Origin of the sequence: Rhodococcus koreensis (genome assembly GCF_017068375.1) — a bacterium.
Lineage (GTDB): Bacteria > Actinomycetota > Actinomycetes > Mycobacteriales > Mycobacteriaceae > Rhodococcus_F > Rhodococcus_F koreensis.
In genome coordinates, this window is the sequence record NZ_CP070610.1 from 138622 (window position 1) to 152293 (window position 13672).

The 13672-nt window shown below is 65.3% G+C and carries 13 protein-coding genes and 1 pseudogene; 2 read left to right on the forward strand and 12 right to left on the reverse strand.

Going from position 1 to position 13672, the window contains the following annotated elements; all coding sequences use genetic code 11:
- Window positions 1–4: 4 nt before the first annotated feature.
- The 8 genes and pseudogenes from JWS14_RS41630 to JWS14_RS41660 form a co-directional block, all read right to left on the reverse strand.
- Window positions 5–913 (reverse strand): dioxygenase family protein, encoded by a 909-nt coding sequence (locus JWS14_RS41630; protein ID WP_095869837.1) that lies wholly within the window; start codon window positions 911–913, stop codon window positions 5–7.
- Window positions 910–1983: a maleylacetate reductase gene (locus tag JWS14_RS41635; RefSeq protein ID WP_095869836.1), complete on the reverse strand. Its 1074-nt coding sequence runs from the start codon at window positions 1981–1983 to the stop codon at window positions 910–912. Before JWS14_RS41635 ends, JWS14_RS41630 begins: the two co-directional genes overlap by 4 nt.
- Window positions 1980–2699, reverse strand: a complete 720-nt coding sequence (locus tag JWS14_RS41640) for an alpha/beta fold hydrolase (protein WP_241031739.1) — start codon at window positions 2697–2699, stop codon at window positions 1980–1982. The genes JWS14_RS41635 and JWS14_RS41640 overlap by 4 nt, the downstream gene beginning before the upstream one ends.
- The gene (locus tag JWS14_RS41645; protein WP_095869835.1) at window positions 2696–3493 is read right to left on the reverse strand and encodes an SDR family NAD(P)-dependent oxidoreductase; all 798 of its coding nucleotides are present in this window, start codon (window positions 3491–3493) and stop codon (window positions 2696–2698) included. The genes JWS14_RS41640 and JWS14_RS41645 overlap by 4 nt, the downstream gene beginning before the upstream one ends.
- 51 nt (window positions 3494–3544) lie before the next feature.
- Window positions 3545–4750: a VOC family protein gene (locus JWS14_RS41650; protein WP_095869834.1), complete on the reverse strand. Its 1206-nt coding sequence runs from the start codon at window positions 4748–4750 to the stop codon at window positions 3545–3547.
- Between the two features lie 2 nt (window positions 4751–4752).
- Window positions 4753–5772 (reverse strand): fumarylacetoacetate hydrolase family protein, encoded by a 1020-nt coding sequence (locus JWS14_RS41655; protein ID WP_095869833.1) that lies wholly within the window; start codon window positions 5770–5772, stop codon window positions 4753–4755.
- 67 nt (window positions 5773–5839) lie between these two features.
- Window positions 5840–6286, reverse strand: coding sequence for a nuclear transport factor 2 family protein (locus JWS14_RS50645; RefSeq protein WP_420855174.1), 447 nt, complete (start codon window positions 6284–6286; stop codon window positions 5840–5842).
- Window positions 6260–7732 (reverse strand): annotated as a pseudogene (locus JWS14_RS41660) (aldehyde dehydrogenase); the annotation flags it as partial. The gene JWS14_RS50645 and the pseudogene JWS14_RS41660, both read right to left, overlap by 27 nt.
- A 277-nt stretch (window positions 7733–8009) precedes the next feature.
- Between JWS14_RS41660 and JWS14_RS41665 the strand changes: the two are divergent.
- On the forward strand, window positions 8010–8120 hold the full coding sequence (locus JWS14_RS41665) for a DUF1059 domain-containing protein (protein ID WP_241031740.1): 111 nt from the start codon (window positions 8010–8012) through the stop codon (window positions 8118–8120).
- 26 nt (window positions 8121–8146) lie between these two features.
- Here JWS14_RS41665 and JWS14_RS41670 read toward each other — a convergent pair whose 3' ends face one another.
- Genes JWS14_RS41670 through JWS14_RS41680 form a run of 3 tightly spaced genes read right to left on the reverse strand, consistent with a single transcriptional unit; the run spans window position 8147 to window position 11419 of the window.
- Window positions 8147–9001, reverse strand: coding sequence for an HpcH/HpaI aldolase/citrate lyase family protein (locus tag JWS14_RS41670; protein ID WP_241031741.1), 855 nt, complete (start codon window positions 8999–9001; stop codon window positions 8147–8149).
- Window positions 9002–9003: 2 nt separating this feature from the next.
- On the reverse strand, window positions 9004–10167 hold the full coding sequence (locus JWS14_RS41675) for a CaiB/BaiF CoA transferase family protein (protein ID WP_206016352.1): 1164 nt from the start codon (window positions 10165–10167) through the stop codon (window positions 9004–9006).
- A gap of 43 nt (window positions 10168–10210) precedes the next feature.
- Window positions 10211–11419, reverse strand: coding sequence for an FAD-dependent oxidoreductase (locus JWS14_RS41680; RefSeq protein ID WP_095869830.1), 1209 nt, complete (start codon window positions 11417–11419; stop codon window positions 10211–10213).
- A gap of 115 nt (window positions 11420–11534) precedes the next feature.
- Between JWS14_RS41680 and JWS14_RS41685 the strand changes: the two genes are divergently transcribed.
- Window positions 11535–12494, forward strand: coding sequence for a LysR family transcriptional regulator (locus JWS14_RS41685; protein ID WP_095869829.1), 960 nt, complete (start codon window positions 11535–11537; stop codon window positions 12492–12494).
- On the opposite strand, the gene JWS14_RS41690 is transcribed toward JWS14_RS41685, so the two are convergent.
- Complete coding sequence (locus JWS14_RS41690; protein ID WP_095869995.1) at window positions 12458–13672, reverse strand: NAD(P)/FAD-dependent oxidoreductase; 1215 nt, start codon at window positions 13670–13672, stop codon at window positions 12458–12460. The two genes, JWS14_RS41685 and JWS14_RS41690, sit on opposite strands and share 37 nt — an antisense overlap.

The window sequence follows — 13672 nt, forward strand, 5'->3', positions numbered from 1 at the left end:
ACCATCAGGTCCCGGGGGGGAGGACGATGTCGAAGGTGACGTCGCTCCACGAGCCGTTCACCACGCGCCCGTCGGGAGTGGGTCCCGACGGGTGACGCTCGAACGCCTTGATCAACGACTCCTTCACGCCGAACACGGCATCCTTCCAGCCGATCTCGTCACCGTCGACGAAGATGTGAGTCACCAAACGCCGTAAGCCAGGCGCAGTCACCATGAAATGCAGGTGACTCGCGCGCATGGGGGAACGACCTACGGCCGAAAGCATCCGCCCCACCGGACCGTCGTGCGGAATCGGATAGGGAGTTGGAGTCATACCCCAGAATCGAAACTCCCCGCTGTCGTCGGCGAAAAGGTGCGCACGTGCCGCGACGCGGTCGTCGCCGTACTGCACGTCGTACTGCCCGTCCTCATCCGCCTCCCACACCTCGATACGCGCGCGGGGAACGGGTTTACCGTGAACGTCGCGGACACTGCCGGTCACCCAGCACGGCTCCCCCTTCGCGCCGAACGACATGTCCTGTCCAAGTTCGATTCGGGGTGAACCTTCCACGAAGAACGGGCCGAACACCGTCGCCTCGGTGGCGTTCGCGACCGATGGATTGTTCATTCCGATCACCTGCATGGACAGTCCGAGTACGTCGGACAGCAGAATGAACTCCTGCCGGGTGTCCGTACACGTCTGGCCCGTTTCGGTGAGGAACGCGATCATCGTGTTCCATTCGGCTTCGGTGAGCCTGACCTCGCGGGCTGCGGCATGCACGTGCCGAACCACCGCCTTCATGACTTCTTTCAATCGGGCGTTCGGCGATTCGCCGAACGAGCCGAGGACGGTGTCGACCAGTGCCTGCTCACGCGCGGCCTGCTCGGTCGACGGGTTCAGCTCGGCGTTCGCTCGCTCCTGCTCGATCGTCATACTCGCTCCTGCTCATCGATCGGGTCGCCCGCCCACGCGGCGGCGAGAAGAGTGCGCAGATCGGCCAGCGCGACCGGGCGCGGGTTAGAGGCAGGAACCGCCGCGATGATGCGCTCGGCGGCGGTGTCGATGCCGTCCTCCGGCATACCCAACTGTGAGAGAGAGTCGACGACACCCAGGTCCCGGCGGAGGTCGTAGAGCCCGCGTGCAGCCGACGAGCCACCGAGGGCGTCCGACACTCGGCGCGCTGCATCGGGCGCGGCGGGGCCGTTGAAGTCCATCACGTAGGGCAGCACCACGGCATGCGTGTCGGCGTGTGACAGCCCGAATGCACCACCCAGAACGTGGCAGATCTTGTGATGCAGCGCGCTGCCCGCCGAGGCGAACGCCACGGCCGCGAGGTAGGCCCCGTAGAGCGTGGCCTCTCGCGCGTCAAGATTGTCAGGGTTTTCGGACATAGCCCGCAAGCCGGGAACGAGCGCACGGAGGCCCTCGGTGCCAAGTGCCGTGTCGATCGGGTCGGCACGCGGCGCCCAGAAAGCGTCCACCGCATGGGCGACGGCGTTGAGCCCCGACGCCACCGCCAGTCGGGCGGGCAGCGAGGCGAAGAGAGCCGCGTCATAGACCACGACTCGGGGCAGAACTTTCGGATCGGATCCGGTGGTCTTGCGATCCCCGTCCGTCTGTCCCCACACGTCGGTGGCTTCGGAGCCGGCGAACGTGGTCGGGACGGCAACGATCGGGATCCCAGTGTCGCGGGCAACGAACTTGGCGAGCCCCGTCGACGAGCCGCCGCCGATGCACACGACCGCGTCGACAGCCTCTAAACGCGCGAGGTCGACAGCAGCGCGACCGTTCGCGACCGGCACGTGCTGGACGACATCGTCGATCCGAGCCACGACCGGTACCCGGTGAGCCATCTCGTCCGCGAGGCTCGTCACGAACGAATCAGCGACGAGCAGCACGCGCGACGCGGACAGGTCCCCCACGGCCGAGACGATGTTGTCGACCGCTTGCCCGCGGGCGAACAGCACCCGTTGCCCGAGTGTGGTGTGGTCGAACTCGATCACAGCCCCGTCCTCGCGGAAGTGACCTGGCGCGACAGCCAGGACAGCAGGTGCGAAGCCACGGCGTCCGGCGCTTCGAGAGTCGAGAGGTGGCCGACCCCGGGGAGGACGACCAGTTCCGCATGCGGGACCGAGTCGACGACTTCGGAACCGAGCGCGAGCGGGGTGATCGCGTCGTGTTCACCCACGATCACGAGTGTGGGCACGTCGAGCGTAGCGATTTCGGAGCGCCGGTCGCGTCGGTTCGACACGGCCGTCTGCTGTGCGATGAACACCTCGTCACCGAGATCTCGCGCCATCGTGGCCGCGGCTTCGGCGACGTCCGGCCGCTGCGGGGCGACAGCGCTCGAAATCATTGTCACCGCTTCGTCGAATTCCCCTGCTCGAACTTTCTCGACGAGGCGCTGGGAATTCGCGCGCCGATCGGAATCGGCAGCGATTGCGGACGAGTTGAGCAGTACCAGGCCTCGCACGCGACCCGTTCTCCGGAGCGCGATCTCCAGTGAGACGTACCCACCCATGGAGTTTCCCACGAGGAAGAATTCCTGCGGGCTCTGCTCGAGTACGCGGTCGGCCATGTCCTCGATCGAACTGCCGTGACCGCGCACCACGACGCTGGTTACCTTGTCGCCGAGGATGTCGGCTACCGGCCGCCACGAGCGAGCGTCCGATCCCAGCGCCGGAACGAATACCAGGGGCACGTCGAGCACGTCGCTCATGATGCAGCTCCGTCGACCGCGAGGATGCATCCCGACGTGAAACCGGCATGTTCGGACACGAGGTATCCGACTGCGGCCGCGATCTCCGTACCGGTTCCTGTGCGGCCCAGTGGAATAGCTGCGCGTGTCGCGTCCTGCGTCTCGTCGGACAGCGCCTCGAAGATGGTCCGCACCCGGCCGGCGGTCGGTAGAACCAGACCGGGCGAGACCGCGTTCACGGTGATGCCCGTTGCGCCGAGGTCTTTAGCCAGCTGCTTCGTGAAGCCGTTGATCGCAGCCTTCGATGCGGCGTACGGCAGCCGGGCACCTACGGTGCCCGAGGGACCTGCCAGGCCGTTGGCGACCGCGGACGAGAAGTTCACGATCCGGCCGTAGCCGTGTCGCAGCATGAGTGGCACTGCCTGTCGGCTGCAGAGGAAGGCGCTGGTTACGTTGTTGTCGAGCACCCGCCGCCAGACGTCGGCGCCGAGGTCGTCGAGCGAGCGCACCGGATCCGTTCCGCTGCCTCCGGCGGTGTTGACCAGTGCGTCGAGACGGTCGAACCGCTGGTCGATCTTCTCGAACGCAGCGACGACGGCTACCTCGTCGGTTAGATCGACCGCTAGCGTGAGCACCTCGACGCCGGACACGATGGTCTCGATCTGCTTCTTCGATGTCTCGAGCCCGTCCTCCTGGATGTCCAGGAGGACGACGGAGAATCCGTCTTCGGCGAGTTGCTGCGCGATTTCGGCGCCGAGTCCCTGCGCTGCACCGGTGACCGCCGCGACTCGCCTCTCAGCGTTGTGCTCAGGCACGTACTTTCCTCACTTCGTGATGACGATGAATGGTGATGGTCGGATGCGTGGTCACCCGAGCGGACCCCAGAACGTTTCGCCGCCATAGGTATCGGACATGGGTTCGAGCGTCTCGGGCCAGACTCCGGGTTCGACGCGGCGTCGGCTCTCAGGTGAGCGCACTGTGCCGTCCCACCCGACCTGCTCCATGTAGTAGTAGAGCTGCATCACGTGACCGTCCGGCGCGACCGCGTGGATGGCGTAGTCGATGCCCGGGTGAATCTCCTGCGGCAGATCGATCAGCTTGACGCCGCGTTCTTCGAGGAAGGTCTTCGCGTCCCGCAACTGCTCGTACGAACCGAGCTGGACGCCGAAGGACAGCAGGGTCGTGTTGTCGCTCAATCCCAGTGCACTCCGGACCTCGAGCGGGAAGAGTGCGATGCTGTGGTGTTCGGTGTTGGCGCGCAGAAAGAGCACGCGGTGACCCTCGACGGTCGACTCCTCGCTCTTCACCAGTCCGAGCGTTTCGGTATAGAAGTGTTCCGCCGCATCGAGATCGGCAACGAAGATGCTGACCGGACCGATGCGGACCGGTTTGAAGGGACGGGCGAGCAACACTCCGCCGACGTCGTAGGTCTTGGGTAGCGTGTCGATCCAGCGGTGCCCCGAGGTGAGGTCGATGCCCTTTTCCTCGGCTTCCTCGAGCTCGCTCGCCTCCGACTTCGTGGGAAGCGCGGGATGTTCGTTGGCCCAGGGCCACATCACTTCCGGCTTGCTGACGCCGTCCCAGCCCACCTGCTCGATGCCGTACTCGAGTTCGTTGGTGTGACCGGTGGGGTCTGGGAAGTAGGTGTGCCAGTTGGAACCGGGGTCGCGGCCGTACCGCTCGATCGTGGAGCCCTGCTCCTCGAGCCACAACCTAGCCTGCACCACCTCACGCAACGATCCTGCCTGCCAGGTGATCTGGTTGACCGTGATGTCGTCCCGAGCAGGGTTGTCGTTCTTGTCCACCCACGAACGGGGCATGAGCACCAGCGTGTGGTGGTCGCTGTTGTGCCGCAGGAAGTAGATCTTGGTGTCGGACAGGCCGTCCAACCACACACCGGGATCGTACTTCTGCAGATCGAGCATGTCTGCGACCACGAAGCCGAGGACATCACGGTAGAAGCCGACGGCTGTTCCGGTGTCAGTGACGCTGATGCCGAAATGGTTGAGACGACGAATTTTGAATGGTCGGTCGTACGAGACACCACCGACCGAGTATTTCTTCGCGGCCATGACTACTTCTTCCCGCCGCGCGATCCGGAGATCGTGTTGGTGATGGAGCCCAGTGCGGTGGAGCTGACCTCCACAACATCACCCGGGTTCAGGAAGAGCGAATCGTCCGCGAACTTCCCCTCGGCGTCGCGGGTGCTGGAATCGACGGCCGTCCCCTTGGGCGTCCCCCCACTGATCAGATCCCCGGGGAACAGCGTCGAATCCCTGGACAGGTACTCCCCGAGCGAGGCGAAGCTATGGATCATCGACTTGGTGTTCCCGCTCTGCCGAACCTCGCCGTTGATGCGTGCTTCCACCGGGATGTCCTGCGGATCCAGGCTCTCGTCGACGACGATCCAGGGACCAACCGTTGCGGCGCCATCGAAGTTCTTCGAGTACTGGAAGTCCGGTCCGAACGAGACGTTATCCCTGATGGACCAGTCGTTGACCAGCGTGTAACCCCAGATGTACGAACCGAAGTCGTTGGCCGCGATGTCCTTGGCACGCTTACCGATCACGACGGCCACTTCCGCCTCGTAGTCGAGCAGGTTGGTCCGGCGCGGGTAGGCCAGGTCGTCACCGTCGGCCGAGACGACTCGCGGGTCCTTGATGAAGTACTTCGGACCACCGGACACCAGCCGGTCGAGGGTTGCCTTGTCACTCCCGTTAGAGGTGTTGTCGGCAGCGGCCTGCATGTGGTCGGCGAAGTTGGCCAGTGCGGCGAAGATTCGCGACTGCCCTTCGATCGGCGCGTGCAGCGTGACTGCGTTCAGGGGGAACACGAGCTGTTCGCCGTCGACGCCCGTCTTGTCGCTGTCCTCCGACAGGAAGTCGAGCGCCGTGTTTGCACCGGCGAGTGCGTCGTCCCCCTGCTCGATGAAGGAATTCAGCTCGGCTGGCACCTCGTGCGCCGCTCGCGCCGCCGGACGCACGCTGTCCGTGCGCTCGGTCAGATATTTGGCGTACGCACCGTTGACGTCGACGACGTCATCGCCCACGACAACGCCGACTCGTCGATTCGGACCGAAGACTGCGATCTTCATTATGCTCCCTGTGATCGTTTGATGCTTGGTGTGGTGGTGCTGACAGACCCGGGGTCACTGCCACCGATTACGGCGTGCGGCTGGACGGATCGACACCCACGTCGTTGAGCAGGCGCCCGCCGTCCGGGGTCAGACTGTAGATCGCGAGCCGAGTGATCTTGCCGTCTCGAACGGTGAAGAAATCTCCCAGTACGATCTGCGAGCCGTTGGCGTTCAGGTCGATCTCCACTGACACGTTCTCCCCGTCGACGACGGGTGTCCTGGGCGAGGGGATCATCTTCCCTGCCTTCAAGCCACCTTCGTACATGCGTCCGATAGCTTCCGCGCCGGAGAGGGTGCCCGCTGCGTTATGCAACAGGGCATCCGGGGCGAACAGGTCCGCCACCGCGGCGGCGTCGCCGGCGGCGACACCGGCGAAGTACGCGGCGACGACCTCGGCGGGGCTGGATGCCGTTGCGTTCCGGGCAGCTCCGGCCGACGTGGTCGACTCCAGGTACCGCGTCGAGGCGTACACGGACTGGTACTCGAGGTAGGGATCGAGGCCCTCGGGGCCGAGTTCTCGTCCGAGGCCGGAGTCCTTGAATCCTCCGAAGGGTGCGCCGAGATCAAGGGTGTAGTAGTTCAGGCCGATCGTGCCCGTGCGGACCTGACGAGCCACTCCGAGGGCGCGATCCTCGTCAACGCTCCATACGGATCCACCGAGGCCGTAGTTGCTGTCGTTCGCCATTCGGACCGCTTCGTCGTCTCCTTCGAACGGGATCAGAGCCATGACCGGACCGAATACCTCTTCGCGCGCCAGACGGTCGGAGTTGTCGACATCGGCGAATACCGTGGGCTGGACGAACCATCCTTGATCGAGACCGTCGGGCCGACCACCGCCCGTCACCAGGCGTGCGTTCGAGTTCTTCGCGATGTCTATGTAGCCGAGCACCTTGTCTCGGTGGGTGGGGGTCGCCATGGGTCCCATGGTTACCGACGGGTCCAGCGGGTCGCCCAGTGTGTACGAGTCGGCGAAGTTCGCGACGGCATCCACCACTTCGTCGTAGCGCGAGCGTGCGATGAGGATGCGTGACTGCGTCGTGCAGGTCTGGCTGTTGTTCAGGAACGATGCGTTGTCCAAGCCCGCGAGGAAGGTCTCGAGGTTGGCGTCCTCGAGGACGATGGCCGCGGACTTTCCGCCCAGTTCCAGAGTGGAACGGCGAAGCAGCCGACCGCACTCCTGACCGATGATGCGCCCTGCTTCGGTCGAGCCGGTGAACGCGATTTTGTCGACCAGAGGGTGTGAGACGAGCGCCGCGCCGGCGTCGCGGTCGCCGAGGACGATGTTGAGGACACCGGGCGGCAGGCCCGCCTCCTGCGCTGCATCGGCGAATACATATGAGTCCAGCGCAGTCTCGGGGGACGGTTTGAGAACAACGGTGCACCCGGCGGCCAGCGCCGGCGCAATCTTGAACATCGCCAGGGCCTGCGGGAAGTTCCACGGAGCGATCGCACCGACGACGCCCACTGGCACGCGGCGGACGATGGTCGATCCCGCCTGGCTCGGGCGGACCGATTCGAGCGGCAGGTTCTCGACGATGTCCGCGTACATGCGCAGCAGAGCCCCCGGGGCTCCGCCGTTCAGTGCCTGCGACAGCCCGAGAATCATCCCGTTTTCGCGGCTGACGAGCGTTGCCGTGTCAACCGCTCGGGCGTCGAGGGCGTCAGCGAAAGCACGAAGCACGGTGGCGCGCTCGGCAGCCGTGGTTCGGCCCCATGGGCCCTCGTCCAGGGCCCGACGGGCGGCGCGAACGGCTGCGTCGATGTCGGCCTCGCTCCCGAGCGCGGCCACCCCGATGCGCTCGCCGGTGGCAGCCTCGATCTGGTCCCGGAGTTCTGTGCGCACCGGGTCGATCCAGGTGCCGTCGATGAAGAAGCGGGTGCGGTCGAGGCTGCTCGGCCGGTCGACGGTGACGGACATAAGTTCTCCTTGCTGCGAGGTCGCGTGATCCCGAACTTCGGTGTCGGCGGGCGCATACGGCCGGCTTGTCGCCTGCACCGGCGAGATCCCGATCACTGTCGATCCTGTGCTGACGTGCCCGTCATCGCAATGCCAGGATGTTCCCCGTCCTCATACTCTGGACGCATTGTCGCTGGTTGAGCGATATGGGAGGACACACCGAGACCTGACCGCCGGTTATTGTCGAGACATGACGGGTGAGAGAAGACGCTACGTGCAATGTCCGTGCGGGGAGCTCATGGAAGGGCGCACCGACGACCTTCTGGTCGACGAGGTTCAGCACCATCTGCGCGAGCAGCATCCGCATCTCCGGTACGACCGCGACCAAATCCTGTCTATGTCGTACTGACCGGCGTCGTACCGACCAGCATCGTCTCAGTCGACGTGGGGGGTCGGGGCGCCCGCAGCGCGCAGAACCGCGTGGGCGCGGGCCAACACCGGCGCGTCGACCATGAAGCCGTCCACACGCACCGCCGCACCCGACGCAGCGGCGTCGACGATCTTCCGTGCGTGAGCGACGGCGATGTCGCTGGGGTGGAAAGCCGTACGGCTCGGCTCTACTTGCGACGGGTGGATCAGCAGCTTGCCGGCCATGCCCAGTTCGATGGCATAGCGGACGTCGTCGGCGAGAACCGCACCGTCGTTCAGTGCCGTCGTCACCCCGTCCACCGGTCCCGGCTTGTTCGCCACTCGTGACGCGAGCACCAGCTGTGACCGAGCGTGGAGCATCGCGATACGCGTTGGTTCCGCGCCGAGATCCACGGCGTAGTCCAGATGGCCGAACGCCAGCCGTGCAACGCCCGGGTCGGCGGCAATCACTCCCGACCGGTCCACACCGACCGCGGATTCGATCAGCGCGATGACGGGGCACCGGAGTCGCTGGCGGAGATCGAGATACCGGACGGAATCGTCCGCCTTGGGGACCATGACAGCGGTGAGTCCCGGCAGATCCGACAGTGCATCCACGTCGCCGATGTGCTCGGGGTCGCCCACCGAGTTCACGCGCACGCATGCGCGTCCGCCCTCGGACAACCACCGCACGACCTCGGTTCGCGCTGTGGCCTTGTCTCCTCGTGCCACCGAGTCCTCGAGATCGAGGACTATGACGTCCGCCCCGGTGGCGAGCGCCTTGTCGAACCGGTCGCTGCGGTTCCCGGGAACGAACAGAAACGTCGTGGCCTCCTGCACTCGCGCCGTGGTCTCCGCGAGCGCGGAGACACTTGTCGACACGGTCAGAACCCCGCCGGAACCGTGGATTCGGGTGCGATCCCGAACTCCGCCAGAATCGCCTCGGTGTGCTGCCCAACGTCCGGGATCGGACCCATGACGGGGGTCGAATCGGACATGGTGACGGGTGGAATCAGGGCGCGCAACTCCCCGACCGGCGACTGGTAGGTGCGCCACCTGCCCCGCGCTTCGAGCTGCGGATGCTCCGCGAGACCGTCCATGGTGCGCAGCAGAGCGTTGGCGATACCCGACACTTCCAGTAGCTCGGCCACCCGCTCGGCCGTGAAGGCTTGGAAGACCCCCTCGATAACGGCGCGCAACTCCGCGTTGTGCTCGACACGCAGGGAGTTGCGCACGAAGCGCTCGTCTCGCGCCAGCTCCGGCGATCCGAGGAAGGTGCAGAACGTCGCCCATTCCCGTTCGTTCTGGATGCCGAGGAAGACCTGGTTGCCGTCGCCGCACGTGAAGGGACCGTATGGAGCAATCGCCGCGTGCCGGGCTCCGGTGCGGGAGGGGGACGCGCCCCCGTATATCGCGTAGTTCAGCGGAAAGCCCATCCACTCCGACAACGCTTCGAGCATCGACACCTCGATCGTGGCGCCCTCGCCGGTGCGCTCCCGTCTAATCACGGCGGTGAGCACACCCGAATACGCGTACATTCCCGACGCGATGTCGGCGATGGAGATACCGACCTTGGACGGTTCGTCCTCGGTACCGGTGATGGATACCAGGCCAGCTTCGCACTGGACGAGCAGGTCGTACGCCTTCTTCGACGAGTACGGCCCACCCGTTCCGTAACCCGAAATGGACACGTGGATCAACCGCGGATTCCGAGCACGGAGCTCCTCGGCGCCCAACCCCAGCCGATCCGCCGCCCCGGGGGCGAGGTTCTGAACAAAAACGTCGGCCCGGTCGACCAAAGCCTGCACCGCTTCTCGGCCCTCCGCACTCTTCAGATCCAGGGCCACGGACTCTTTGGACCGGTTCAACCACACGAAATGACTGGCGAGGCCGTTGACGGTCTCGTCGTAGCCTCGCGCGAAATCACCGACGACCGGTCGTTCGATTTTGATGACGCGCGCGCCGAGGTCGGCCAATTGTCGTGTGGCGAAGGGAGCGGCGACGGCCTGCTCCAACGACACGATCGTGAGTCCATCAAGAGGATTCATGTTGCAGTTCTTTCGTTTCGAGTGGCGTCCGAGGCGGCGCGTCCTACACGGACGAGAGCAGAGACGGACTTTCGAGGGTCTTGGTGAAGTACAGAACTTCTGCGGCGAATTCTGGGTCGCGAGACATGCGCCGGAACATCTCGAGGTCCTGGTCGCGCGTGACGGGATCCGACGAGTGGAAGAGCAGCTTCTTGTTCGACGATGCGCGCGGACTCGCCTTGTCCACGAACGCGGCCCGACGCTGGTCCGCGTACGCGGTCAACACCTCGTCGTCGGCGCGGTGCTGCGCCACTGCCCCGAGGCCCTCGATGAGCGCGTAGGAATCGAACAAGCCCATGGTCAGCCCCAGTCCGCCTGTGGGATTGGTCGCATGCGCGGCGTCGCCGGCAAGAAGCACCCTGCCGGCTCGAAACGACGACGCGGAACGCTGGTGCATCCGATACGGCGATGCCGCGACCACCTCGGTCCGGGCGGCCACTTCGGGTCCGAACACGGCGGACAGGAACCGCGGCATGCGTTCGTCGATGGAATCGGCCGGAAGCGAGGCATCCTCCATATAGGTGTAGCGCCACATCCCGTGATCGCCGGACTCGTCGATCTTCGCGATGATTGCCCCGTAGACATCGTCGACGTAGAACGTCGACTGGGCCCAGCCGTCGCGGTCGTCCGGGAAGCGGACGTTCGTCGCCACGAAGCGCTCCGGCCACGTCATACCTTCGAAGCCCAGGTCTAACGTGCGTCGAACGGCCGAGCTCGCACCGTCCGCTCCGACCAGCCACTGCGACCGGAGAACCGTGTCGCCGTCCACGCCGCGCACGGAGACGGTCACGCCCGACTCGTCCTGATCGATGCCGGTGACCTCGTGGTCCCACAGCACCCGCGCGTTGGCGAACGTGTCGAGCTCCTCGAGGATGACTTTGGCGAGCGCACCCTGCCCCAGATGCAGGTTGTACGGTCGTTCGACCTTGCCGTTCAGGGCAGCAAGCCCGTAGGAGATGATCTCCCCGGTGTCTCGAACCCGATATGCATAGTCCTGCTTGAGGAAGCCCGCCCCACATGCCTTCTCCAACAGGCCGAGCCGTGACAGACCGTCCAGCGTCGACCAGTGGTAGACGATCGCTCGCGGTGTGTCCTGCAACGCGGGCGCACGCTCGACCACCGATACACTGATTCCGTGCTGGGCCAAACCCAGCGCGGTCAGCAAACCGGTCGGCCCGGCTCCGACGATTGTTACCTGCTGGTCTTCTTGCACGATTCCTCCGTACTGCGTTCACGACAACTCTGGGCTGTCGCTCCGATGTTCACGATCCTTTACTCGGCCCCGTAAGGCCAATACCATTGCAGCACCGTTGCCATACACTTGGCGCATGGACATCCGGAGCGTCAAATACTTTCTGGCCGTCGCGGATGCGGGGTCCATCACCGAGGCGGCGCGCATTCTGCACCTCTCGCAACCGCCTCTCAGCAGCGCGATGACGAAGCTGGAGGCCGAGCTCGACGTTCGCCTGCTGGACCGGCACCCTCGCGGTATCGCCCTGACCGATGCGGGCCGCTATCTGCAAAGCGCCGGCCGGCGGCTCGTCGCCGAAGAACAGAGAATCACCTCCGCGCTTCGGTCAATGGGGCAGGGCCTCGAGGGCGATCTTCGGATCGGCGCGGAGCCGATCGGGATGTGGCGGGTCGTCAGTGCCGCAGTTGCGGTCTTCCTCGCCGAACACCCGCGCATCACACTGGAGCTCACCGATGCCAATCCCCAAGTGCTGCTGGAGAACCTGGCTACCGGGTATCTCGACCTCGCTGTCGTGCCCGTTCTCGCCGAGGAGCCGCTGCCGACGATCAACGATGTCGCGTTCTCCATGACGATCATCGCCCACTCGTCGCTGACTCTCGTCGTGCCGCGCTCATCGTGGCTCGCGACGCAGGACCGAGTGCACCTGTCCGACCTCCGACACGAACGGTGGGTCCTTCCGTCGCGGTTACCGGGCGCACGGAGCTTGTCCCGGCTGCTGGACGACCGGTTCGCAACAGCAGGAGGCAGCCCGGCGTCGGTGATATCCGTGCCTACCGTCGAAACGGCCGCCAGTCTCGTTACTGCCGGTGTCGGGGTGTCCGTTCTGAGTCGCGAGCTGGCCGAACAGCATCCCGGCGTGGCGAAAGTTGCCGTCGAAGAGGGATGGCCGGACCTTCCGCTCGGCGTGGTGAGCCGCCGAGACGGCGTCATCACCCCCGTCGCCGAACGGTTCGGCGACATTATCCGGAACCTCGATAACCACGACCCCACCAGCCCGGATCAGACGAGCGAGGACCCGACGGGTAGCATTCCCTGAACTGTGTCCCAGCGGGTTTCGCGTCGCAGCATCGCCCGAATCCTGACGAATTCCGCGCGACGTTCGAATGCCAACACTCCGGTCACGGTGTCGCCGAGCTTGTACACGAACAGCGAACCGCCCGGTTCCTTACTCGCGACGATCTCCTCGGCACCGGTCAGAAACCCTGAGAACTGGATGCGGACACCGTGTTGATCCGACCAGAAGTACGGAACGGTGACGCATTCCACGGGCGGCAGCCCGGACACCGTATTGGCAGCATTCGTTCCCGCGACACGCCCCTGCTCCGCAGCGTTGGTCCAGTGCTCGACGCGCATCGAGGTACCGAACCGACCGTTCGGCCAGCGCACGAGGTCACCGGCCGCGTACACACGATCCGCTGCGCGCAAGTGCGCGTCGCACTCCACACCGTTGTTCAGGGTTATTCCGGAATTCTCCAGCCATTCGGTCGACGGGCGCACGCCGATACCGACGAGGATGACGTCCGCGGGTACGGTGTCACCCCCGGCGAGACGGAGCACGCGGCCATCCGAACTGTCCTCGACGCCGACGACCGCGTCACCTAGGCGCAGTGTCACTCCCGACTCACGGTGCAGGGCTGCATAAGCCGCCGCAACCTGGTCGCCGAAGCGCCCGAGGGGTTTCTCCGCGAGGTCGACGATCGTGACATCGCGGCCGTCCTTGACCAACGTCGCCGCGAACTCGCCGCCGATGAATCCGGCTCCGATCACAGCGACTGACTTGGTGTGATCGGACACCGCGGCACGCAAGGCTTGTGCATCCTGGAATCGCCTGAGCGCGAACACGTCCGGCAGCCCGCGGAACATCTCCGGGAAGATGGGATCGCACCCGGTGGTGATGACGACGGCTCCATACTCGACCTCGCCGTTCGACGTGACGACGCGGCGTCCCGCCACGTCCAGTGCGGTGGCACGGGTGTTCAGAGCGAACTCGACCCCCCGTGCGCGCAGATCCGCCACGGACGGATACGTCAACGCCGCGAGATCCAGGTCGTCGCCGAGCCCGATCTTCGAGAGCGGAGGACGCTCGTATGGGGGATGCGCTTCGTCGCTGACGATGGTGACGCCGAGGTCGGGCGCATGCCGGGTAACGGTCTCGGCCGCGCGGATAGCGGCGACCGATCCTCCGACGATGAGGACGTCCGTTGTGGTGGACAT